Below are 24,232 nucleotides of genomic sequence, written 5' to 3'. Positions count from 1 at the left end.
GGCTGTACGCTTCTTTTTATGAAGAAGTTAATGAACCGGATTGCAGGCGATACATAAGTTCATACTTACCGCCAAGTGCGACAAGTTCATCATGGCTGCCTTGTTCAACAATTTCACCACGGTCCAATACTAAAATTTTATCTGCATTTTTAATAGTGGAAAGTCGGTGGGCGATAATAAATGTCGTACGTCCCTTTTTCAATACATCCATTGCGTGCTGAATAATTTCCTCTGTTTCTGAGTCGATATTCGATGTCGCCTCATCCAGAATAAGAATAGCCGGATCAAATGCAAGCGCACGCGCAAACGAAATTAACTGGCGCTGTCCGGAAGAAAGGGTACTTCCTTTTTCAATAACAGGCTCATCAATTCCTTTTTCGAATTTCGATAAAACACGTTCGCCACCGACTGCTTCTAGCGCTTTTTCAACAGTTTCTCTTGAAATCCGCTTATCATTTAGGCTAATGTTCGAGGCAATCGTTCCGGTGAACAAATACGGATCCTGCAACACGATTCCCATATGTTCGCGGATCGCTTGGCGAGGAAGTTTCGTAATATCTTTCCCGTCAATGATAATTCGGCCTTTTTGCGGGTCGTAGAAGCGGAACAGTAAATTCATAATTGAGCTTTTCCCTGAACCTGTATGACCGACAAGTGCGATCGTTTCGCCTTCTTTTGCTTCAAAATGAATATTTTTCAATACATATTCATCATTTTTATAGGCGAATGATACATGATCAAACACAACATTTCCTTTATAGCGTTCGATTCGTTCTGTACTTACAGCTTCCCCTTGCTGATCAAGCAGTTCAAATACCCGAGATCCTGCAACTAAAGATCGTTCCAGCTGAGAGAACTGGTTGACTAAGTTCGTAATCGGATTGAACAGGCGTGTAATATAATCAACAAACGCATATAGCGTACCGGCTGATACTGCTTCAGGCATTGTCATTGATTGGGTGCCGAAGTAATAAACGAAAACTGCAAACATTCCAAGACGTAAAATATTTACGAGGTTATGTGATGTCGCAGAGTCCAGCAATAAAAGCTTACGGTTGTATTTGTAATGTTCATCATTCATCTCGTCGAACTCTTGCTTCATCTGTTCTTCACGGCGGAATGCCTGAATAATCGTCATCCCATTAATCGATTCGTTGATCATTGCGTTAATGTCCGCAATTTTTGTTCGAATAATATGGTTGTACTGGGAAGCGAATTTCCGGTATAAAATCATCCAAATATAAACAATCGGAACAAGCAATAGAGCAAACAGTGCCATTTTCCAATTTAGTATAAATAATGCTATATATACCCCTGCAATGGTAATAAAGCTGTTCGCAAATTGCGAAAGTACAGTTACATACAGGTTGCGGATTGCCTCTGTATCATTTGTGACACGGGCTACAACTTTACCGGCCGGCAGGTTATCGAAGTATTCAATTGGTAGCTTTTGAATATGACCGAAAACATCCTTCCGTAACTGCTGAATAACGAAGTTTGCACCTCGTTGTAAAAAGATGAACATTAAATATCGGAACACTGCTGTCAGAACAGACAATAAGAAGAAAATCGATAATAAGATTGCAATCGGTTCTACTTCCAGATTACCCGGTTCCATATGATGGTCGATAATATATTTGGCAATGAACGGTCCGGCAATATCTGTTGCAACGGCAATTGTTAATAAGGCTAATCCGATTAAAATCGGTTTTTTAAATTTCAAAGCATACAGGTACAGTCGTTTTGATGTACTCATTGCTCCACCTCCTCAAGCTGCTGGCGGTCAAACTGCTCTTTGTACCAACCACCTAAGCGTAGAAGCTCTTCATGTGTACCTCGTTCAACGATATAACCACCATCCAGCACGATTATTTCATCCGCATGCTGAATACCTGACAGGCGGTGAGTTGAAATGATTGTCGTTTTTCCAGCGCGCTCTGTTTGTATATTTTCAATGATTTTTGATTCTGTTTTCGCATCGACTGCTGATAAAGAATCGTCCAAAATTAAAATTTCCGGATCTTTAATTAAGGCACGTGCGATTGATACACGTTGTTTTTGACCACCTGATAAAGATACGCCTTTTTCACCGACAAGTGTTTCAATGCCAAGCGGTAAATTTGATAAATCTTTTTCAAAGTCTGCTAAACGAATGGCTTCCTCGATTTCGCCAATCGTAGCATCCTCTTTCCCGAATAAAATGTTTTCGCGGATTGTGCGGGAAAATAGTACATGGTCCTGTGGCACATAGCCGATCCAGTCCAATATTTGTTCTTTTGTCATTTGTGCCAAGTCCGTATCATTAATGGTGATTTGCCCATTGCCTAACGGATATTCACGTAACAGTTGGCGAATAAATGTTGTTTTCCCTGCACCTGTTTTACCGACAATACCGAGTGTCTGCCCTTTTTTCAGATTCAGTGAGATTTGCTGCAAGTTTTTTACCTGAGATAGAGGATACTGGAATGTAAACTCAGAAAACCCGATAGAATTTGGTACTTGGTGCGTCATTGGTGAAGGAGGGTTTTGTACATCCGCTTCATATTCCAATGTGTCCTGTACACGGTCAAGTGAAGCACTCCCTTGCTGCATGACATTGATCAGCTCGCCAATAGCAAACATTGGCCAAATTGCCAAACCTAAATATACGTTGAATGAAACGAGCTGACCGACCGTTAGCTCAGAATTTGAGACAAGAACAGCACCATAGCCCAATGCGATTACATAACAAATGCCAGTTCCAATTTTTGTGATTGGCATAAAGAGTCCGTTAATATAAGCGACGCGCATGTTTTTGGCAAAAATGTTTTCGCTCATTTCAGCGAAGCGTTCTTCATCTTTTCCTTCTTGAACGTACGCGCGGATTACGCGAGTTCCCGCAACAGATTCCAACACATTGTCATTCATCTCTCCGAATGCATCCTGTGCTTTCATATAACGTTCATGAACAATTTTTCCTAAATATTGAATGATTAGAGCCATGACAGGAATCGGGAGCATCGCGAAAAATGTCAGCTTCCAAGAAATGAAAAAGCCCATTGCTAAAATAATCAATGCCATATAGACCGTGGAATCAATGAGTGTCATAATACCAAAGCCAGCTGTCAATGTTACGGCATTCAAGTCGTTTGTAGCTTTTGCCATTAAGTCACCGGTACGGTTTTTTTCATAAAATGTAGGAGTCATTTTTAAAAACTGGTGCATCAGTTTTTTACGTAATATACGGTCCAGTGCGATCGAACCGCCAAACAGCTGGTATTGCCAGATGAAGTTTAAAGCGTAGCTCACGATGGCAGCGCCAATAACGAAGCCTACATACTTAAGCAGCTGCATCTGATCCATATCTCCATTTGTCATGTCATCAATGGCTTCCCCTAAAATCCATGGCGGCAAGACTTCGATAAAGCTCGCCAGCATAAGGAGCACAATCGCAATTGTATATTGCTTACGGTACAGTTTTAAAAACCACTTTAATTTCACAAATACATTAAACATTACGTATACCTTCTTTCTTCATTGTTGATCGTGTTGCTACCCATCATCGTATCGATCCATTTTTAATAGTTTTCGCTGCCAAATGATAGTCATATAAAGCCCTCCTAAAATGTTGTTACACTAAAATGCATCGTACATTTTCCGCGGATATTTAAAAACACGGCCAATGCAAACAAAAAAGACACCTATTCCGATTTTTCGAAAAGGTGTCAAAACGAAAAGGGCACAGGGGGAGTCCACACCTGTGCTTTTTATTTACAAGTACGTGCGAAATTAAAACAAAAGTTCAGGTTAGGGCAATATGAAATTGTCGCTGTTGAAATTGGTAACTTTACAATTGGTGTCATCATATCCCTAAACTCCTTTCCTTGTTTTAATTTATTTAGTGTTCCTTAATAATATTGGAGGTAATTACCATTGTCAATATTTTTTGAAAACATTTTATTTTCAGTATTGAAATTTAATGGTTTACTTATATTTAGATAAACTTAGCTATGTTTTGAGCGTAACAAGTACTTAGAAAAGTCATCGGAAGTTTGAAAATTGTTTATTTATTCTGTATCTTGAAAGTAATACATCAAAAGGAGTGAGGCAATGATGAAGAAATTGTTATTGGTCATGTTATTTGCGCTCGTGCTCGCAGCGTGCGGGACAAAAGAGATGAGTGATGATGTAAATAATGTCCCGGGAAATAATACAGACAATGTGACACAAGGTAGCTCTAAAGTGAAAGAGGAAAAGATTACATTATATAAATCAGATGAGAATGCAGAGAATACCGTTCCATTTGAAGAAAATTTCAATAGCGATGACGAAGAACTGGTGCCGTTTATTTTTTCAACAGTAAATGAGCATGATGTAGTGTTGCTTGACTATACAATGGAAAATAAGGATAAGAGCTTAGTGCTTAATTTAGGTGACGATATATATACGATTCAAGGTTCTGCAGGTGCCAATATGTTTGTTGAAACGTTAGCACGCTCTTATTTTGAGAATTTACCTGAATTGCAGGATATCACGTTTATTTATAAAGGATCAGATGAACCGATTCTCGATCATATGAATATAGGTGAACCATATGCACGACAAGATTTTGATATGTAGATGGGGGATAGCGGAAGATGAGGCAGCTATGGACTAATGGCAAAATATATACGATGGAGCAAGAAGGGGCGACCGTTCAGGCAGTGCTTGTACAAGATGGTAAAATCGTGGAGACAGGGGCTTTCGACGATTTACTAGTATATGCAGATGATGTTATCGACTTGCAGGGCGCAGTTATGTACCCCGGCTTTGTAGATAGTCATCTCCATATGATAGGACACGGTGAAAAGTTGATGCGTCTTGATTTGACAGTAGCAACAAGTGGGGAAGAGCTTGTGCAACTGGTTAAAAATGCGGCAAGCCAACTACAGGATGGGCAGTGGCTCATTGGGGACGGATGGAATGAAAATCAATTTACAGATGGCCGTATTCCAACGAAAGAGGAATTGGATGCAGTAACAAAAAACCCTCTATTCCTTAATCGTGTGTGCCACCATGTTGCTTTAGTGAATTCAACCACACTTCATTTAGCGGGTATTACAATAGATACTGAAAATCCCGAAGGCGGAAAGATTGGACGCCATGAAAACGGTGAGCTGAACGGATTGTTGTATGAACAGGCAACGAACCTAGTGTCATCACTATTCAAACAAGAGGGAGAAAGCTATATTGAAAGTTTAGCGGAAGTATTGCAGCTGGCCATTGAACATATGCAATCCTATGGTTTAACTGGTGGGCATACAGAAGAGATGGGCTATTACGGCCATTATACGAATCCGCTGACTGCCTATCATAGCGTAATAGGTGAACGAAAGCATTTCCGTGTCAATTTATTGCGTCATCATACGGTATTTGAGGAAATGGTAACGGACAATGCACAATTTGATGAGCCATTTATTGAGGCGGGTGCGATGAAAATTTTTGCGGATGGTTCATTAGGTGGCTCTACGGCTGCATTATTGGCGCCATATGCAAATGATGAACATAATAAAGGGATGCTCATTCATACGGATGAACAAATGGAAGCACTCATACAATTAGCACGGAAGTATAATGAAGCCGTAGCCATTCATATAATCGGTGATGGCGCAATGGAACAGGTGCTTCAATATTTAGAGAAATATCCTGTAGCTGACGGGAAGCGCGATCGCCTGATCCATTGCTGCATCGTATCGGAAGAACATCTTACCCGAATGAAGAAGCTGTCGATTATATTGGATTTGCAGCCGGCCTTTGTTACATCGGATTATCCATGGGTAACAGAGAAGCTTGGTGAAAATCGCCCTGGTCATCATTATGCGTGGAAAACGTTTATAGAAGAAGGTTTAATATGTGCGGCAGGTACTGATGCCCCGATTGAAGCGATGAGTCCATTTGAAACAATATATGCGGCAGTGGAGCGAAAGAAACCGAAAGATACACATGAAGGCTATAATGCTGAACAAAAGCTTACCCGTTATGAGGCAGTGAAAATGTACACCGTTGGCAGTGCCGAAGCAATTTCTAAAGAAGACGAACGCGGATATATCCGACAAGGGTATGATGCCGATTTTACAATACTCGATACGGATTTAATGAACTGCAGCGCTGAAGACATTTTACAGGCGAATGCATTATTGACCGTTGTTAATGGATCAATTGTATATAAAAAAGAATAATAGAGTGAAAGAACCGCATACTTATATGTGGTTCTTTTATCATTAAAATAACAGTAAAGAATGGTGGGAGTTGTGATGGAGCTAATCCAAAATATATTACCTCCGATTGTGGATGGGAAAACAAAAGTGCTTATTCTTGGCTCAATGCCAGGAAAGCAGTCACTGGAAAAACAGCAATACTACGGCAACCAACGGAATCATTTTTGGCCAATTATAGGAAAGCTTCTAGCAATCGATATTCCGGAAGACTATAACGAAAGAATCGCACTTCTTCGTAAACATTGTATCGGGCTATGGGATTCCATCGAAAGCTGTGAACGTGAAGGAAGTCTTGATGCAACAATAAAAAATGAAATACCGAATAACTTTTCGGAGCTGTTTAAAAAATACCCGCAAATACAGCTTGTCCTATTTAATGGCGGGAAAAGCTTTGATGTTTTTAAAAGACATATTGGGCTCCAAGTATTGGATGGACGGGCATATAAAAAAATGCCATCTACAAGCCCGATTCCAGGGAAGAATATTAAAACCTTTGATGAAAAAGTTGAAATATGGAGCATCTTACTGGATTATATACCTTGATTAAAAATCTGAAATGTTGATTTATAGCGCAATCCGTTCTTATTCGGTATGATAAAAATAAATCGTAGTAAAGGGGAATTGTTAATGTATCGTGTAGCAGAAGATTTTGTAAAAGATTGGGCAATCTCATCAAAAGGAGCATTGAAAGTAATGCAAGCCATTCCAGATGACAAAATGCATATCGCCATCGTAAATGATCACAATTCATTAGGATGGTTATCATGGCATTTAGTAAGTGTAGCAGGCGCATTCGGCCATTTTGCAGGATTGCAGATTCCGGGTCCAGGCCCTGATATGCAACAGCCGGCGACAATGACGGAAATTGTGGAGAAGTATGAAATGGTGCGCGAAGCTTATAAAAAAGAAGCGGCAACATTAACAGAGGAGCAGCTTTTAGAAGAGGTACCTGCATTTGGTGGTATGATGAAGCGCGGTGAGCTACTTAGCAAAGTGATCACACACCAAACGCATCATATTGGCCAAATGACAGTATTACTACGCCAAGCAGGTTTACCGGTACCTCCAGTAATGGGACCGACAAAAGAAATGCAATAAGAACTCAGCCCCGAATATATTTCGGGGCTTTTTAAATTAAAAAAGATGCCCAATAATTGGACATCCGATACATTCTATTTCATGAAGAAATCATATCCATTTTTCGCAAGTAGCGTAATCGTAACAATAATGAAAAGGACACGCACATAGCCACTCCCGCGTTTAATCGCAAACCGTGAACCGACAATTGCTCCGACAATTTGAGCGGCCCCCATAATCAAGCCATATGTATAATTGATTTGCCCTAAATAGATAAACATTAAAAGTGCCCCGATATTACTCCCGAAATTAAGAAGTTTTGCATTACCGGCTGCCTTTAAAAAATCATAGCCGACCATGAGAAATGCAAAAATCAGGAATGACCCCGTACCAGGACCTAAAAATCCATCATAAAAACCAATTAGTGAAATCACTAGGAAAAATAAAACATACTTTGTTTTTGAAAGAGTTTTAACCGCCGAAATGCTGCCCCAATCTTTTTTGAATATTGTATAGACTGCTACAGCTGCCAGCATGATCAGCATTAATGGTTTCAATAAATTTGGATCAAGTAAATGGACAATCCAAGCCCCAATCATGGAACTAATAAAAACCCATGGGAAATACTTCATTACGGATTTAATATCAAGCTTTCCAGACCGATAAAAAGTAATAGTACTCGTTAATGATCCCATCGTCCCGGCCAGTTTGTTTGTTGCAACAGCTGCAGAGGGATTTAGCCCGGCAAACATTAATGCAGGCAGGGAAATAAGCCCACCGCCTCCCACAACAGAATCGATAAAGGCTGCTAAAAAACCAAAACAAATTAAAATAATAACTAGTTGTGGGTCTAACTCAAATCCCATAAAAGAACCCTTCTTTCTTTACATAGAGCAATACTCTCATGCTATCGAAAATTAGGAGTAGTGTAAATAGTTAAAATTGTGATTCGATTATGATAAGCTAATATATTAGTATAATGGAAACGGAGTACACATATGAAGGAATATCAATTTTTATTATTTGACTTGGATGATACATTATTGGATTTTAAAGCTGCCGAAAAGTTGGCACTGCCGAAGTTATTTGAAGCATATCAGCTTCCATTGACACCCCAGACCGAGGATGTTTACCGAAAAATTAATACGGGCTTATGGCGCTCGCTTGAAGAAGGGCTGATCACTCGTGACATTTTAATGGAAACCCGATTTGGCAAGACATTTGAGCATTTTGGCATTGAAGTGGATGGCAAGGCATTGGACGCTGAGTACCGAGGCTATTTAGCGGAAAGTAAAGTGTTTGTTGAAGGCGCATTGGAGCTGATTAATACATTGGAACCTGAGTATGAACTGTATATCACATCGAATGGGTTGGCCGAGACACAAATGAAACGCCTCCAAGTGACAGGCTTGGCACCTTATTTTAAGCAAGTTTTCGTTTCGGAAAATACAGGCTATCAAAAGCCGATGAAGCCATTTTTTGATTATGTTTTTGAACGAATTCCAAATTTCGACCCGAACAAGGCGATGATCATTGGTGATTCCTACAGTGCTGATATTATCGGTGGCGCAAATGCCGGAATCGATACATGCTGGCTTAATCCGTTTAATGCAGTACCATCAACAATTCGGCCAACTTATGAAATACAAAAGCTGGATCAGCTTTTGCCGATTATAAACAGTCATAAAGCCAACTCTCAACAGCCTATAGAAATTTAGGAATGGCATTAGTGTTATATAAAATGAACTGCGATGCCGCAGACAAGGAGTGAACGCAATGACCTTATTTTTATTGGTCGTTCTAATTGCGATTATTGGTTACATTATTTTTAAATTATATACTCATGACAATACAACATTTTATCAATTGACCGGCTATACCTATTTTGATGTGCTTATGAATAAGAGTGTCCGAATATCCGATCAGCTAGTAAAGGAATTGGAGCATGTTCAAGGTATAAAAAAAGTAATGGTGAATCTCCAACTTCCTGTTCATAATGAAGTACAAACAATTGATGCACTTTTACTTCATGAATCAGGGATCTATGTAGTAAATGTGAAAGATAAATCAGGCTGGATTAATGGACGGGAGCAGGGTATTGAATGGATTGAGCTATTACATAAAAATAAAAAACAAGTATTTAATAACCCGATCCATGAAACAAAACGTTTAACTCATGTATTAAAAGACCAGCTGCCGGAAGTAAAAGGTACAATATTTGAAACGCTCGTAGTTTTTACGAATGGTTGCTCATTTCAGCAGATTGAAGTTCAATCTTCAAATGTAGAAGTGCTAAAAATGGCGGAATTAAAAAAATGGGCAAAAACACTTGAAGGAAAACGATTATCAGAAACAGAGATTGAAAGTGTGTACACAGCATTAGAAGCCTTTATGCACGGGAAAAATACGACATTACATTCAAAAACCGCCACATCGACAAAGTAAACAGAGCGAAGTAGTTTTTTCTACTTTGCTATTTTTATGGGAAAAATTTATAAAAAAATCCAATATTTTATTAACTTTTTGCTCTCTTCATACGTCTAATAAATAGAAGAGGAAAGGAGGGTAGTAGAATGGGCAAAAAAATAACAGTGCTCAGCATATTATGTGGAATATTAATAGTTTTCGGATATCGCCTATGGATCGATACACCGTCAACTTACGCAAGTAATAAAGCGGTTTCGATGAATGCTGCTTATTATGAGCCATCCGCTTCCAGAGGTTATATAAACGAGCCAACCGACAGCTTAAATAAAATGATGCCGTTTTATATGAATGACGGAGGGGCACCGGTCAGAAATTGTACAACATACATAAAGGTTGAAAATATATTGGATAATACGAAGGCCGATGTTGTACAAGAAAATGAACAACAACAACCTCCAGAACAACAGGCCGTTCATAAAAAAATTGCACTTACGTTCGATGACGGTCCACATAAAAATGTGACCGATCAAATTTTAATGACACTGCAAAAGTATGAAGTGAAGGCAACATTCTTTGTGCTCGGTCAAAACGTTGTAAAATATCCTGATGTCGTGAAAAAAGCGGATGCTTTCGGTCATGAAATTGCCAATCATACGTGGAGCCACAAAAACTTGACGAAGCTAAACGCACAACAAATGCGAGCAGAAATCGACCGAGCAAACGAGGCAATTTGTGATGCAACAGGAAAGACGCCTACGATGTATCGACCGCCGTTTGGAGCAATAGATGAAAAAGTAAGGGAATCGATCGATGATATAAAGCCGGTTCTGTGGAATATTGATACACTTGATTGGCAGCATAAAACACCGAAAAAGACATTGGCAAATTTAAAATCACAAGCAAAGGACAATGGGATTATTTTAATGCACGATATTCATCAGCAATCAGCAGATGCTTTAGAGGAAGTTATATTGTATTTGAAAGAAGAAGGTTATGAATTTGTGACAACGAGCCAACTATTATAGATTGAAAAGTATTTGAAGGGAGTAGTGACCACTATTTCCTTTTTTTATTTGAATGAGTTTATGGTACGATACTAGCGAACACATATGAAGGAGGATCCATAATGGGTCTATTATCAAAACGAGCGTTAAGTATTCAGCAATTTCAATTCAATAGCCAACTTTTTGCTTGTCCTATATGCCAACAGGGAATAGAGATAAGCAATGAAGGAAAAATGAGCTGTCTATCGAATCATACATTTGATGTGGCAAAACAAGGCTATGTTTATATGTTAAATCGACCTATCCAATCAATGTATGGAAAAGAATTATTCGAGTCTCGCCATACTGTCATTCAAGCAGGAATCTATGATCGGTTACAAGCCGCCATTGCCCGGGAAATCACAGTAGAACAGCCGGTAATTTTAGATACAGGTTGTGGTGAAGGTTCTCATTTACATCGTATTTGCGAACAGCTTGATCGCCCTGTTGGTGTAGGAATTGATATTTCTAAAGAAGGGGTAATCGCAGCGGCAAAGTATAATCCTGAACAGCTATGGTGTGTAGGTGATTTAGCCAATAGTCCATTCAACGAGCAATCTTTTGATGCGATTTTAAATATTTTGTCACCTGCAAATTACGATGAATTTAAACGGCTATTAAAACGGGGCGGTAAAGTAATTAAAGTTGTGCCACAGGAAAATTACTTAAAAGAACTGCGTAAACAGGCGTTTGCAAATTCGGAAAAGGAAAGCTATACAAATGCCGAAACAGTTGAGCGTTTTAAAGCAAGTTTTGCAAATGCAGAAGTAAAAAGAATTACCTATACAGTACCACTTGAAGCACATTTAGTACAAAACCTGCTTGAAATGACACCGATGGGCTGGCATATTAACGATAAAGAAAGTATTCAATTACAGGAAATTACAATTGATTTAGATTTATTAATTGGAATGGAGTGATCGTATATGAAGAAAATCTTAGTATTAGGCGGGACACGATTTTTTGGCCGTAAATTAGTTGAGCTTTTATTGGAGCAAAAGCATGAAGTAACAATTGTCACACGCGGTATGTCGGAAAATCCCTTTGGCGATGCAGTGGAGCATATTAAAGTGGATCGTAAAGATACGAAGGCTTTTGGGAAGGCATTGGAAAATCGTATATTTGATATTGTATATGATAATATTTGCTATTCGCCAAATGAGGCAAAACAGCTATGCGATCTGTTCAATGGTAAAATCGGCAAGCTCGTCTTCACCTCTACATTAGCTGTATATGAGGCTGATGGAAAGCCGCATTCGGAAGAAGATTTTGATCCGACTTCATATGGCATCATCATGGGAGACACACATGAATTTACGTATGGTGAAGGCAAACGTCTGGCAGAGGCGGTATTTTATAAATATGCGGAGTTCCCTGTAGTCGCGGTCCGTTTCCCGATTGTCATGGGAGAAGATGATTATACGCGCCGTTTGCATTTCCATATTGAGCGCATTATTAATAAGGAACCGATTGGATTTTTAAACATGGATGCGGAAATGTCCTTCATTCAGGCAACAGAAGCCGCTCGATTTTTACAGTGGGCAGGTAATGAAGATGTGGAAGGTCCAATTAATGCGATAGCAAATGGGGTTATTTCGTTAAAAGACCTTATTTCTCTTATTGAAGAAAAGACAGGGGAGCGCGCTAAAATAGCATTACTTGGGACAGAGGAAATCCGTTCACCATATGCCATACCTGCAACATGGTATATGAAAAATGACAAGGCGGAGCAATTAGGATTTTCGTTTAGTCAGCTTGAGGATTGGCTGCCTCCATTAATCGAGCAAATTGCGGGAACGACGGCAAAACAGTAGTGATTGAATGATGGTATTACTTTCAATTAAAATAAAGTGAGATTAACGATAAGGTAGGAATGAAACGTGTATAAATTTATTGCAAGAGTTGTGTATGGAATTTTAGGGGTTAACGGGTCAAAGGCTAAGGTATACGGGAAAGAAAATATACCGAAAGAAGGCGGCTTTGTCGTTGCCTGTACACATAATGGCTATATCGATATTTTGAATCTAGGAATATCTATGCTGCCTAAAGAAGTACATTTTATGGCTAAGAAACAATTATTTGATGTCAAAGGATTAGGTTGGCTCATTACGAGATTGAACGCATTCCCGGTAGATCGCGATAATCCGGGACCAAGTGTTATTAAAATCCCGCGACAGCTTATTAAAGAAGGAAAAGTAGTCGGAATCTTCCCGAGTGGAACGAGAAGTTCGGAAAACTCGGAACTAAAAGCCGGCGCAGTGACAATTGCCCAGTTGGCGAAGACTGAAATCTTGCCGGCTGCATATATCGGTCCGAAAAATGCAAAAGGTGTATTCAAACGCCAAAAAGGCTATTTAATTTACGGGAAGCCATTTACAGTTGGGGCAGGAAAAGAAGGCCGTGAACAATCTGTTCAATTTTTGGAAGATGAGCTGAACCGATTGACAGCACATTTGAAGGAAATGCACCCGGAAGTAAAATAACAGGAGCTGCGCGGAATCTTTCGTGCGGCTTCTTTGATTAGGGGTGGAAAAGAGATGAAGCAAGTACTATTCGTATGTTTGGGCAATATTTGCCGTTCTCCGATGGCGGAAGCTGTTATGCGTGATTTAATCGCTAAACGTGGTTTGACGGATAAAATTACAGTCGACTCAGCCGGCACGAGCAATTACCATATTGGAGAACCGCCACATAAAGGAACGACGGCAAAATTACAGGAATACGGAATTATGACAACCGGTATGCTTGCAAGACAGTTATGCACTTCCGATTTAGACAGCTTTGACTATATTGTATGTATGGATGAAAGCAACGTGAAAAATACAATCGAAATGCTGCGTGCTGAAGCTGATGCAAAAGTGTTCCGCTTCCTTGATCTGACGACACATAAAAAAGATGTTCCGGATCCATGGTATACAGGGGATTTCCAGGAAACGTACGATCTATGTGTAGAAGGCTGCGAGGCATTGTTGAAAAAGATCGAAGCCGATTTATAAGGTAGTTATTTTTGTATTAGGCGAAGTTTAGAAAGAAATCGAAGTGGAATTGAAAACTACTTCGATTTCTTTTGTTTTACAAATTAAAATTAGAAGTTATATGAAATCGTAAATAGGGTAATTATAGGGCAAAGAATGCCTGTTTTAGGTGGAGGGGAACACTATGGATGTAAAAGGAAGACGGAAAAGCAGTAATGTGGAGGACCGCCGTGGGATGAGTGCCGGGAAAATCGGTGGAGGTCTTGGCGGCGTCGGGATAATTATTGCCATTATTTTCACATTGCTCAATGGCGGAGATGCAGGGGATGTTGTTTCGGAAGTATCAAAGAGCATTACGCAAAACGGTGCAACTTCTGAAAACTATGAACCGACCGCTGAAGAAGAGGAACTGGCGGAGTTCGTTTCGGTAGTACTTGCGGATACAGAGGATATATGGCAACAATTGTTTGCTGACAATGGATTAACTTACAAAAATCCGACGCTCGTATTGTTTACGGATAGTGTAAGCTCCGGATGCGGAATGCAAAGTGCTGCGGTCGGGCCATTTTATTGTCCCGCAGATTATAAGCTGTATATTGATTTAAGTTTTTATAAAGAATTAAAAAACCGGTTTGATGCACCGGGTGATTTTGCGATGGCTTATGTAGTCGCGCATGAAGTCGGGCACCATGTCCAAACATTATTGGGCACATCCGAACAGGTACATGCGTTAAACGGAAAAGTATCACAAGCCAAGTACAATGAAGCAGTGAAACGTTTGGAACTTCAGGCTGACTATTACTCGGGTGTATGGGCACATCATGTCCAAGACAAGGGCTATTTGGAAGAAGGCGATTTTGAGGAGGCATTAACGGCAGCAAATGCCATTGGCGATGATACACTACAGATGGAAGCGCAAGGATATGTCGTACCGGAAAGCTTTACACATGGTACAAGCGAGCAACGGATGCGCTGGTTCAAAAAAGGATATAATGCCGGGACACTTCAAGGCGGCGATACATTTAGCTTAGAGGCATCAAAATTATAAACGAAACCTATAGCATGCCAAATGGTGCTATAGGTTTTTAATTTTTTTATGCAGAGTAATTTAAAATTATTTCAAGTTTATGTATAATAAATAAGTTAAATATATTTTTTCGTTTTTAAATAACGTTACTAATAGAGTATGAAAGAGAGTGAATAAAATGGGTCGTAAATGGAATAACATTAAAGATAAAAAGGCTGGGAAAGACGCAGCAAATAGTCGTATTTATGCTAAATTCGGTCGTGAAATTTATGTAGCAGCAAAATCAGGTGAACCAAATCCGGAATCAAACCGTGCACTGAAAACGGTTTTGGAACGTGCAAAAACGTATTCTGTACCAAAACATATTATTGAAAAAGCAATCGACAAAGCAAAAGGTGGCGGAGATGAGCAATTTGATGAATTACGCTACGAAGGTTTTGGGGTAGCAGGTACAATGGTAATCGTTGATGCATTAACAAACAACGTAAACCGTACAGCTTCTGAAGTACGTGCAGCATTCGGTAAAAATGGCGGTAATATGGGCGTATCTGGTTCAGCGGCGCATATGTTCCAAAATACAGCTGTATTCGGAATTGAAGGTAAATCAGAAGATGAAATTCTTGAAATTTTAATGGAAGCTGATTTAGATATGCGTGACATTATGGATGAAGAAGGCACAATTATCGTATATGTTGAGCCGGAACAGTTCCATGCAACGCAAGAAGCATTTAAAGGAGCGGGCATCGAAGACTTTACTGTAGCAGAGTTAACGATGCTGCCAATGACGGATGTGGCTTTAACTGGTGATGATTTAGTGAAGTTTGAAAAAATGATTGATGCATTGGAAGATTTGGAAGACGTGCAACGCGTTTACCACAATGCTGATTTAGGCGAATAAAAATCTAAGTCCAAAGATGATTCTTTGGGCTTTTTTTCTGTCTTCATTTACTTTTGGAAACTAACGGGAAATGGGTAGTTCTATTTACTTATTATTCATTAATAATATAAAGGATTCACGAAAAGAAGTTGCATTTAAATAATCTTTAATTCAAAATAAATTAAACAATTAAATATTATACTAGGAGATAGAATAGGCTATGAAAAGAATGGACAAATTAGGTAGTAGAATAATACTGATGATCGGCAGTATTTTCGCCGTTATTTTGCTATTAACCGTCATTATGCTTCAATATAACTCAGCGCGTTCAGTTCAATCATCCGTAAAAGAACGTACGATTGAAGTAGCTAGCAATATCGTAAAATACATAGATGTACAAAAGTATGAGCAGCTTATTGAAAAACCAAGTGAAAATGCAACCTATTGGGAATTACGTGAACAGTTAAATGAATTACGTGAATACAATGGTGTCATGTATGCCTACACCTATTTTGTACCAGAAGAAAATGGGGAGATTTCCTTTTTAGTTGATGGCATGCCGGCAGATGATACTGAAAACGCCGGGAAACTGGGTGACCCATCAGGTTCTACAAAGTACGAGCATATTGAGCTCGTTATCGAAGACGGCCAATATGCATCAGACCTTTTAAGCAGCGATTTCGGTGAATATATTACCGGCATTGTTCCGATTAAAAATGATGCAGGAGAAACGATTGCCTATTTAGGTGTTGATATCGATGCTTCGTATATCAGTTCTTTAACAGAGAATGTAGCAAAAGAGATTGTCCCACTTATAGCGCTTATTTTCATTATTATATTTATCGTAGCTTTAATCGGGATTTATACCTATATCCGTCGGGCATTATCCCCACTACAAACATTAAATAAGGCAGCAGAAAATCTAGCTTCAGGTGATATTGTTGAATCACAGGCTACGTTGGACAAGCTGAGTTTTAAAACGAATAATGAAGTTACAGCGTTCGCTAAAAATTTCCAAAGTTCACTAGTCGAGTTATCTGCAACATTCCAAGTATTAAAGGAACGTACAGATGGGCTGGGAGAAGTAGTCGATTTAATCGAAACATCTACAGAACGTGTGAACACATCAAATGAAAAAATGGTAGAAAATATCGCCACGATTTCACACAGCGGGACATTACAGCAAGTAAGCAATAATGAAGTAAATGCTGCGATGAATGAAATGGCAATCGGCATTCAGAAACTGGCCGATACATTTAATGAGATTGCTGAAGTTTCTTCCGATATGACGAGCCTTGTTGAAGATGGCGCACAAAGTTCCGGAAAGGTAGTTGACCAGATTCAAGGGGTAGAAAAATCGGTAGAAAATACGGCTAAGCTAGTGAGGGAAATGGGGCAAAACTTCCATTCCATTAAAGAAATGGTGACCGTCATTACGAATATTTCGGATCAGACAAATTTACTTGCGCTTAATGCTGCAATTGAAGCGGCGCGTGCCGGGGAAGCCGGAAAAGGTTTTGCCGTTGTAGCAGATGAAGTAAAGAAACTGGCGGAAATGTCCAGATCATCAGCGGAGGAGATTTCAGATCATCTGCAAAACTTCTCGCATATAACGGATCGTTTACTAGTTGAGATTGATCTGACAACTACAGATGTTAAAGAAGGAACGATGGCAGTAGGTGAAATTGGTCAGCGTTTAAACCAAATTTTGAATTCCGTATTGAATGTCAACAACCGAATTCAGGATGATTCAGCAGTTGTCGAGCAAATGTCTGCTGGTGCAGAGCAAATTCTAGCTTCAACTGAGGAGATGAGTCGCTTAGTAAACGATACATCAGACTACGCCAAACATTTGGCACTTGCTTCAGATGAACAAACTCTCGTAGTCGATGATCTAACAAAAGCGGTTGAAGAATTGGATAGCCATTCACAACAAGTCGTATTGGAAATGAATAAGTTCAAGATATAAAAACCGGAATAAGCAGCAGAGACCTTTTCTCGGCTGCTTATTTTTATGTCTATTAACCTAAAATAAAGCTGGATAAATATTCTGAAAATAATTGCAATTTTTGCCATAATCATAAATAATAAAAGAGGGAATTTCGAATTCCGAATGAAGTGAACAGATGGGGTGAATGAGTTTGGTAACATTTAAAGACTTTGATTATAAACGTCCGGATCTAGAACAAATGAAAGAACAGACAGCAGCATTATTAGAAGAGTTTAAAGCTGCAACTACAGTAGATGAACAAAGCGAGGTCATCGAAAAATTAAATGCGATTCGCAACACATTTTCTACAATGGCCAATATCGTCTATGTACGTGCATCAATCGATACGAATGATGAATATTACCAAAAAGAGCGTGACTATTTTGATGAAGTAAGTCCAATGGCAGATGAGCTTGTATTTAATTACTATACGGAACTCGTGAAGTCGCCATTCCGTGCACAACTGGAAGAAAAATGGGGTACGCAACTATTTGCATTAGCTGAAAACTTATTAAAAGGTTTCTCGCCTGCAGTAATCGAGCTTATGCAAAAGGAAAACAGATTAACTTCTGAATACAGCAAGCTAGTTGCTTCTGCTCAGATTGAGTTTGACGGCAAAACATTGACGCTGGCACAGCTGGGACCATATGCAGAATCGACAGAACGTGAAGTACGTAAAGCGGCACGTGAAGCGAGTGCAGATTTCTATGCTTCAAACAAAGAAAAGTTCGATCAGATTTATGATGATTTAGTGAAGCTTCGCCATGAAATTGCGACAAAATTAGGCTTCAAAAACTATGTAGAACTTGGCTATGTCAATATGAACCGTGTTGACTACAATGCAGAGATGGTTGCCAAATTCCGCGAGCAAGTGCGTGAAAGTATCGTACCGCTTGCAACAAAACTGTATGAGCGCCAAGCAGAACGCATCGGTGTGGAAGACTTTAAATTCTATGATGAAGGCTTAACATTCTTAACAGGAAATGCCGTACCTCAAGGTGACCCGCAATGGATTATCGATAACGGTAAAAAAATGTACGAAGAACTATCTAAGGAAACAGGCGAGTTCTTCAACTATATGATCGAGCATGACCTGATGGATTTAGTTGCGAAAAAAGGTAAGGAAAGCGGCGGATACTGTACGTTTATCGAAGACTACGAATCACCGTACATCTTCTCGAACTTTAACGGCACATCCGGAGATATTGATGTACTGACACATGAGGCAGGACATGCATTCCAAGTGTATTCAAGCCGAAATATTGGAATTCCGGAATACTTATGGCCGACATATGAATCAGCAGAAATTCATTCTATGAGTATGGAATTCTTTACATGGCCTTGGATGGAGCTATTCTTCAAGCACCAAACAGATAAGTATAAATTCTCGCATTTAAGCAGCGGGTTACTATTCTTACCATACGGTGTAGCAGTAGATGAATTCCAGCATGTCGTGTATGAAAATCCACAAATGACACCAGCAGAGCGCAATGCTGCATGGAAAGAAATCGAGGCGAAATATTTACCGCATCGCGATTATGATGGACATGACTACTTGGAATCCGGAGCTTTTTGGCAACGACAAGGTCATATTTATTCAAGCCCATTCTATTATATTGACTACACGTTAGCGCAAATTTGTGCATTCCAGTTTTGGAAACGTTCACGCGAAGACTTTGATGGTGCTTGGAAAGACTATCTGCATTTATGCAGTCTAGGCGGGTCATTTGCTTTCACAAAACTTGTTGAAGAAGCGGGCTTAATCTCGCCATTTGACGAAGGCTGTGTGGAGTCGGTTGTAGGCACAATCGAAGACTATTTAAATTCAATTGACGATAAAAAGCTATAAAAGTTAAGAGGTTTGTTCCGCAAAGACTCCTTTGCGGAAGAAACCTTTTTTATTTTTTGTATTTTATGAACCTTTATGGCATGCTAAAACGTACATAGTTATAGTAAAAATATAAAGTAAAAGAAAGTTTGGGAAAGAGAGTGAGCCGATGACAAGAAAACTGTGGTTCCAAGTTGGCGTAGGTATTTTATTAACATTATTAATTATTAAATACTTTATTGAAATTCATTCGATATTTAATCCGATTATCATTATTTTTACAACAATCCTTGTACCGTTATTACTCGGAGGGGTGCTCTATTATATTTCAGAGCCATTGCAGCGTATATTGGAAAAACGGGGTATGCCGAGATGGGGTAGTTTAATAACGATTGTTCTTATAATAGCGGGTTTATTCGCAAGTTTTTTGATTTTGGTTGGCACTCCAATTGCAAACCAAGTAAACAGACTTGTTGAAAATGCACCGACGATCGCGAAGGATATTGAAGAAGCAGCTGATTTTATTTTAGATAATAAGGAAAATATTCCGATGTTACCTCCGCAAGTAGAAGAGTTTATAGCATCTGTAACCAATTCGATACAAGACATTGCTGTCACAAGTAGTAAATATCTTGTTTCTTTCTTAAGTGGGGCGGTAACCGTCACATTAACATTAGTATTAGCTCCATTTTTCTTTATTTTTATGTTGAAAGACCATGAAAAATTCGCTCCTCAAATTTATGGTATATTTTCCGGGGAACGCCGTACATGGGTGAAAAAAACATTAGAAGACATTGATAAAGTATTAAGAAGCTATGTACAAGGACAAGTATTGGTAAGCTTTTTACTCGCAATCATGATGTACATTGGTTATTTAATCATTGGTTTGGAATATTCATTATTACTTGCTTTATTTGCATTTTTCATGAATATGATTCCATTTATCGGTCCGTGGATTTCACTTGTACCGGCAGTGATTGTAGCATTGATTTATGATCCGATTTCCGTTATTTGGGTTGGTGTTATTACGCTTGTTGCACAGCAAGTAGAAAGTAACTTAATCACACCAAATGTTATGGGACGATCTTTGGATATACACCCGTTGACCGTCATTTCAATCGTATTGGCAGCAGGTAATATTGCCGGGTTTATCGGAATTCTGATTGCGATCCCTACGTACTGCGTCATTAAAGTAATCGTTCAAAATATTTATGAAGAACGCAAACAGATTAAGGAGACTGCCAATAAGACGGTATAACCTAGTTTATATGGCTAAGTTGCGGAGCATATGTGATAAGCATATGCTTCGCTTTTTAATTTTCGCCGGACACGGTATACTTAATAATTGAAAAGACATTTAAAAGGAGCAGACAATGCTAACATTTGAACAAAAACAAGAAATTATCGAATCATTTCCTCAGTTGACTAAAAAGGAAATTTCATTAAAACGTGTGAATTATCATTTTGAAGGAAGCCTTTACGAAAAATCGATTGTTGTAGAAAAGTTGCATCCAAACGGCAATGGCTTTGTTTTCGTCGGCGACTTATTGAAATATGAAAAAGAAGCGGGCGACAACGGACTAGTCAATATTCGTGACTACAGCGAGGAAGCGTTACGTGAAATAGTGCGCGACTCAATCAACTATTTATCTGAGGAAGAAGAAGAGATTTTACCGATTGTCGAGACGTGGACATCGCGTGAAGGAACGAAACTAGAGCTGGAGTTTAATGATCGTTCTTGGAATATTTATCATCAAGGAAATTTAGAGGAATCTTTCGGTACGCGTGAAGATGCTATCGCTTATTTACGTGAGGAAGGTTTCCGACTTTCAAAATAGATAAGTGAGGGAATTGAAGAATGGCACAACAGAATTCATCGAAAGAAATGTCCGGAAATAAAATGGTCAAGATTATCGTCGGTACAATTTTAGTAGCATCCGTTGTTATTGTCATTGTAATTCAAGCATTTTATATGTTGTGGGAACCTAAAGACCCGAAACAGATCGAGTTAAACAAAAGCGAAGAGTCGAGCGAAGCATATGCAGTTGTGCTGCCGTTTGAGGAACAACTGTATATAGGCTAGGTTGGTCGCTTTGATTTCTAAAATCCCCTTCATCGTTATAGTGATGAAGGGGATTTTTTTATTTTGGGGAGTGTGGGGTGGATGATTTTCTAATAAACAGGTGGAATTGTCTAATATATTTTAAAAAGTTCTAATAAAAGTCTCATTTTCTAATATACAAGCTCAATGTGCTAATAAGTGTTCGAGATTTTCTAATATAGGGGATGGTAGTGCTAATATCCCGTCAAGTTGTTCCAATATCGGCACGAGAAGTTCTAATAAACGCAAGATTGGTCACCCGGCACCCCCTCTAATTGAAAGGAGAGTCACCCGTTTCACCCGGTTTTCAAATAAAAACTACAGATGTTCTAATAACCTCACTGCGTCTTCTAATATCCCCGACAATTGTTCTAATAAAATCCTGACCGAAATAAAACAGCCGCCCGATCCCTTTACAAAAGGCCGGACGACTATTTATTCAACGTTATCTAGTATTCTTTCTAAACGGCAGCCACCAGTTCCAGTCACCAAACAACTTCATGAAACTTGGGACGAGCATCAGGCGGATGATTGTTGCATCAATGGCAATCGCGATCGCAATACCGACACCGATTTGCTTCACGGGCATGACATCCGTAAATGCGAATGCACCGGTAATAACAATCATAATGAGCGCTGCTGATGTAATAATTTTACTCGTCGAGACAAGTCCATCGACCGTTGCCTTCGTATTTGTTGCCCCTTTTAAATATTCCTCCTGAATACGGGAAATTAAAAATACTTCATAGTCCATACTTAAGCCGAACACTAAGCAGAAGGTCAACACCGGAATAATCAGTACAATCGTCGTCGCTTCCAAACCGAAATGGCCATACTGGAAAATGTAGACGAGAATTCCGAATGTCGCTCCTAAGCCAAGGATGTTCATTAAGATCGCCTTCAACGGAATTAAAATCGAACGGAACGCAATCATTAAAATAAAGAAGGTTGATACAATGATGATCGCAATGGCAATGAGTACCTTGCTCGAAATCTCATCAAAGATTTCCTGATTGAACTTTGCTTGACCGGATAAGGCGAAATCGACACCTAAGTCCTTTTCACTCCAGTCGCGTACAAAATCCTGTGCTTCGAATGAAGAACCTTCTGTATTTAAATAAGCGACCATATACATTTTATCTTCCTGAATAAAGTTTTTCGCCACTTCATCCAGTGCACCTGGTGCTTGCGGGTTGCTGTTCGCCATTTCCCACATTTCAACAGAATCGATATTGGCCACAGTAAACATTGACGTTATACGATCAACAAGCGGATCATCCAACAACTGCTGCTGGATATCGAGTATTTTCTCGCGGCCTTCTGTCGTATCCCAAGCACCGGCTTCATCATTTTCTGCCAGAAGGAATACTGGTGTATTATCACCGAGACCGAATTGTTCATCGAGTGTATCGAACGTTTGGCGTGACTCATAGGATTCCGGCAGTGATTCCGTAGAAGGAATAGTTAACTCGATATCCTTAATCGGCACCATTGCAACACATAGCAAGATGATAGCCACAACGATAATTGTGACAGGACGTTTCATGACAAAGGCGGCGAACTTCTGCCAACGAGAGGCAGTTGGTTTTATACGGAAAACACGGCCTTTATTTAAACGGTCGCCTAAAATCGTCAATGCTGCCGGTAAAAGTGTAATACCTGTTAATACAGCGAGCAACACAACAATTGACCCGCCAAGCGCGATGTTCATGAATATTTCAACATCTATGACAATCATTGCGCCAAGACCGATCATGACACAAAGCGCTGAAAAGATAATTGAGCGTCCGGCTGTTTGGATAGCAATTTGAACAGACTGCTCAACCGATTGTGTATTGCGTTCTTCACGGTATCGGTTAATAAGCAGCAATGCAAAATCAATACTTAAGGCTAACCCGAGCATTGGGACAATATTTAACACGAAAATCGATAAGTTCACACTATCTCCTAATAGAGTCAATAGACCAAGTGTGATGACAACCGTAGCACCGCCGACTAATATCGGCAGTAAAGAAGCTACGATCGTACCGAATGCTAACAATAAAACGATTAAGGCGATTGGAAGGCCAATCGTTTCAGCTTTAATTAAATCATTTTGACTCGCAACATTAATATCCTTTGAAATAACCGGTTCTCCTGTAATGGAGATACCGTTAATATCGCCAAGCTTTTCACGCAGCTCATCAATAATAGGGAAGTAATCATCCACCGTATTATCGAACTCCAGCATTCCATAGGCATATCCTTCTTTGTTTAATTCTTCAACACCTACAGGAGATGTAATGGATTGAATTTCTTCGATTGTTTCTAAACTTTCAAGTGCTGATGAAATTTCCTCATCCGATTTATTTTCAAAAAGTACAAAAATCGTTTTTGCAGGTAAGTTGAATGTATCCGATAGCTCGTTCGTTACATACGAGTGGTCGCCGTCGTAGAAAAAACCATCCCCTTGCAGTTTAGAAGGGAGTTGAAGCGCAAAAATTGCAAGAACAATTAAAAGTGCAGACCATAGTAGAACAATCGGTTTTGCGAATTTTGTAATGAATGCTGCAAACTGTTTCATAAATTACCGCCTTTCTTTTTCCATAAATACAGTGTAATGGATTGATAGAAAAAAAGAAAAGAGGGAGGTTTGTCCGAAAAAAATTTCG

22 protein-coding genes are annotated in these 24,232 nt (G+C 39.3%); 18 read left to right on the top strand and 4 right to left on the bottom strand.

Annotated features, from left to right (window positions below):
• Positions 1 to 16: 16 nt before the first annotated feature.
• The gene (locus MHH44_RS19900) at positions 17 to 1,756 is read right to left on the bottom strand and encodes an ABC transporter ATP-binding protein (protein WP_008405883.1); all 1,740 of its coding nucleotides are present in this window, start codon (positions 1,754 to 1,756) and stop codon (positions 17 to 19) included.
• Positions 1,753 to 3,495 carry an ABC transporter ATP-binding protein gene (locus tag MHH44_RS19895; protein ID WP_340799409.1) on the bottom strand — a complete coding sequence of 581 codons (1,743 nt, stop codon included), beginning with the start codon at positions 3,493 to 3,495 and terminating at the stop codon, positions 1,753 to 1,755. The genes MHH44_RS19900 and MHH44_RS19895 overlap by 4 nt, the downstream gene beginning before the upstream one ends.
• Positions 3,496 to 4,089: 594 nt before the next feature.
• Between MHH44_RS19895 and MHH44_RS19890 the strand changes: the two genes are divergently transcribed.
• From MHH44_RS19890 to MHH44_RS19875, 4 genes are all read left to right on the top strand, one after another.
• Positions 4,090 to 4,599: a fructose 2,6-bisphosphatase gene (locus MHH44_RS19890; protein WP_014822488.1), complete on the top strand. Its 510-nt coding sequence runs from the start codon at positions 4,090 to 4,092 to the stop codon at positions 4,597 to 4,599.
• A 17-nt stretch (positions 4,600 to 4,616) separates the two neighbouring features.
• The gene (locus tag MHH44_RS19885) at positions 4,617 to 6,197 is read left to right on the top strand and encodes an amidohydrolase (RefSeq protein ID WP_340799408.1); all 1,581 of its coding nucleotides are present in this window, start codon (positions 4,617 to 4,619) and stop codon (positions 6,195 to 6,197) included.
• Positions 6,198 to 6,272: 75 nt separating this feature from the next.
• Complete coding sequence (locus MHH44_RS19880; RefSeq protein ID WP_008405879.1) at positions 6,273 to 6,779, top strand: DNA-deoxyinosine glycosylase; 507 nt, start codon at positions 6,273 to 6,275, stop codon at positions 6,777 to 6,779.
• Positions 6,780 to 6,863: 84 nt separating this feature from the next.
• A complete protein-coding gene (locus MHH44_RS19875; protein WP_065216118.1) occupies positions 6,864 to 7,334 on the top strand; it encodes a DinB family protein in 471 nt (156 codons plus the stop codon).
• Between the two features lie 74 nt (positions 7,335 to 7,408).
• Here the strand turns inward: MHH44_RS19875 and MHH44_RS19870 are convergent, their stop codons facing one another.
• On the bottom strand, positions 7,409 to 8,179 hold the full coding sequence (locus MHH44_RS19870; protein ID WP_065216119.1) for a TSUP family transporter: 771 nt from the start codon (positions 8,177 to 8,179) through the stop codon (positions 7,409 to 7,411).
• A gap of 132 nt (positions 8,180 to 8,311) precedes the next feature.
• Here MHH44_RS19870 and MHH44_RS19865 point away from each other — a divergent pair, with 132 nt between their 5' ends.
• The 14 genes from MHH44_RS19865 to MHH44_RS19800 all read left to right on the top strand — a co-directional run bounded on the left by MHH44_RS19865 (position 8,312) and on the right by MHH44_RS19800 (position 21,563).
• Complete coding sequence (locus MHH44_RS19865) at positions 8,312 to 9,031, top strand: YjjG family noncanonical pyrimidine nucleotidase (protein WP_065216120.1); 720 nt, start codon at positions 8,312 to 8,314, stop codon at positions 9,029 to 9,031.
• A 58-nt stretch (positions 9,032 to 9,089) separates the two neighbouring features.
• Positions 9,090 to 9,758 (top strand): nuclease-related domain-containing protein, encoded by a 669-nt coding sequence (locus tag MHH44_RS19860; protein WP_065216121.1) that lies wholly within the window; start codon positions 9,090 to 9,092, stop codon positions 9,756 to 9,758.
• A 128-nt stretch (positions 9,759 to 9,886) separates the two neighbouring features.
• Positions 9,887 to 10,765 carry a polysaccharide deacetylase family protein gene (locus MHH44_RS19855; RefSeq protein ID WP_340799407.1) on the top strand — a complete coding sequence of 293 codons (879 nt, stop codon included), beginning with the start codon at positions 9,887 to 9,889 and terminating at the stop codon, positions 10,763 to 10,765.
• 101 nt (positions 10,766 to 10,866) lie between these two features.
• Positions 10,867 to 11,703 carry a putative RNA methyltransferase gene (locus tag MHH44_RS19850; protein WP_339263331.1) on the top strand — a complete coding sequence of 279 codons (837 nt, stop codon included), beginning with the start codon at positions 10,867 to 10,869 and terminating at the stop codon, positions 11,701 to 11,703.
• A 6-nt stretch (positions 11,704 to 11,709) separates the two neighbouring features.
• Entirely contained in the window at positions 11,710 to 12,597 is an 888-nt protein-coding gene (locus tag MHH44_RS19845; protein WP_340799406.1) for an NAD-dependent epimerase/dehydratase family protein, read from the top strand.
• Positions 12,598 to 12,663: 66 nt separating this feature from the next.
• A complete protein-coding gene (locus MHH44_RS19840) occupies positions 12,664 to 13,266 on the top strand; it encodes a lysophospholipid acyltransferase family protein (RefSeq protein WP_008405867.1) in 603 nt (200 codons plus the stop codon).
• 54 nt (positions 13,267 to 13,320) lie between these two features.
• On the top strand, positions 13,321 to 13,779 hold the full coding sequence (locus MHH44_RS19835; protein WP_008405865.1) for a low molecular weight protein-tyrosine-phosphatase: 459 nt from the start codon (positions 13,321 to 13,323) through the stop codon (positions 13,777 to 13,779).
• A 163-nt stretch (positions 13,780 to 13,942) separates the two neighbouring features.
• Positions 13,943 to 14,806, top strand: a complete 864-nt coding sequence (gene ypfJ / locus MHH44_RS19830) for a KPN_02809 family neutral zinc metallopeptidase (protein WP_008405863.1) — start codon at positions 13,943 to 13,945, stop codon at positions 14,804 to 14,806.
• 157 nt (positions 14,807 to 14,963) lie between these two features.
• A complete protein-coding gene (locus MHH44_RS19825) occupies positions 14,964 to 15,683 on the top strand; it encodes a YebC/PmpR family DNA-binding transcriptional regulator (protein ID WP_008405861.1) in 720 nt (239 codons plus the stop codon).
• 199 nt (positions 15,684 to 15,882) lie between these two features.
• Positions 15,883 to 17,631, top strand: coding sequence for a methyl-accepting chemotaxis protein (locus tag MHH44_RS19820; protein ID WP_340799405.1), 1,749 nt, complete (start codon positions 15,883 to 15,885; stop codon positions 17,629 to 17,631).
• A gap of 166 nt (positions 17,632 to 17,797) precedes the next feature.
• A complete protein-coding gene (locus tag MHH44_RS19815; RefSeq protein ID WP_008405859.1) occupies positions 17,798 to 19,501 on the top strand; it encodes a M3 family oligoendopeptidase in 1,704 nt (567 codons plus the stop codon).
• Positions 19,502 to 19,649: 148 nt separating this feature from the next.
• Positions 19,650 to 20,738, top strand: coding sequence for an AI-2E family transporter (locus MHH44_RS19810; protein WP_008405857.1), 1,089 nt, complete (start codon positions 19,650 to 19,652; stop codon positions 20,736 to 20,738).
• A gap of 115 nt (positions 20,739 to 20,853) precedes the next feature.
• Positions 20,854 to 21,318, top strand: a complete 465-nt coding sequence (locus MHH44_RS19805; protein WP_008405855.1) for a hypothetical protein — start codon at positions 20,854 to 20,856, stop codon at positions 21,316 to 21,318.
• 20 nt (positions 21,319 to 21,338) lie between these two features.
• The gene (locus tag MHH44_RS19800; RefSeq protein ID WP_008405853.1) at positions 21,339 to 21,563 is read left to right on the top strand and encodes a hypothetical protein; all 225 of its coding nucleotides are present in this window, start codon (positions 21,339 to 21,341) and stop codon (positions 21,561 to 21,563) included.
• 463 nt (positions 21,564 to 22,026) lie between these two features.
• Here the strand turns inward: MHH44_RS19800 and MHH44_RS19795 are convergent, their stop codons facing one another.
• On the bottom strand, positions 22,027 to 24,144 hold the full coding sequence (locus MHH44_RS19795) for an MMPL family transporter (protein ID WP_340799404.1): 2,118 nt from the start codon (positions 24,142 to 24,144) through the stop codon (positions 22,027 to 22,029).
• Positions 24,145 to 24,232: the final 88 nt, after the last annotated feature.

The sequence above is a fragment of the Solibacillus sp. FSL K6-1126 genome, from assembly GCF_038003445.1.
Taxonomy (GTDB): domain Bacteria; phylum Bacillota; class Bacilli; order Bacillales_A; family Planococcaceae; genus Solibacillus; species Solibacillus silvestris.
This window is presented reverse-complemented; position numbering and strand designations above follow the sequence as displayed.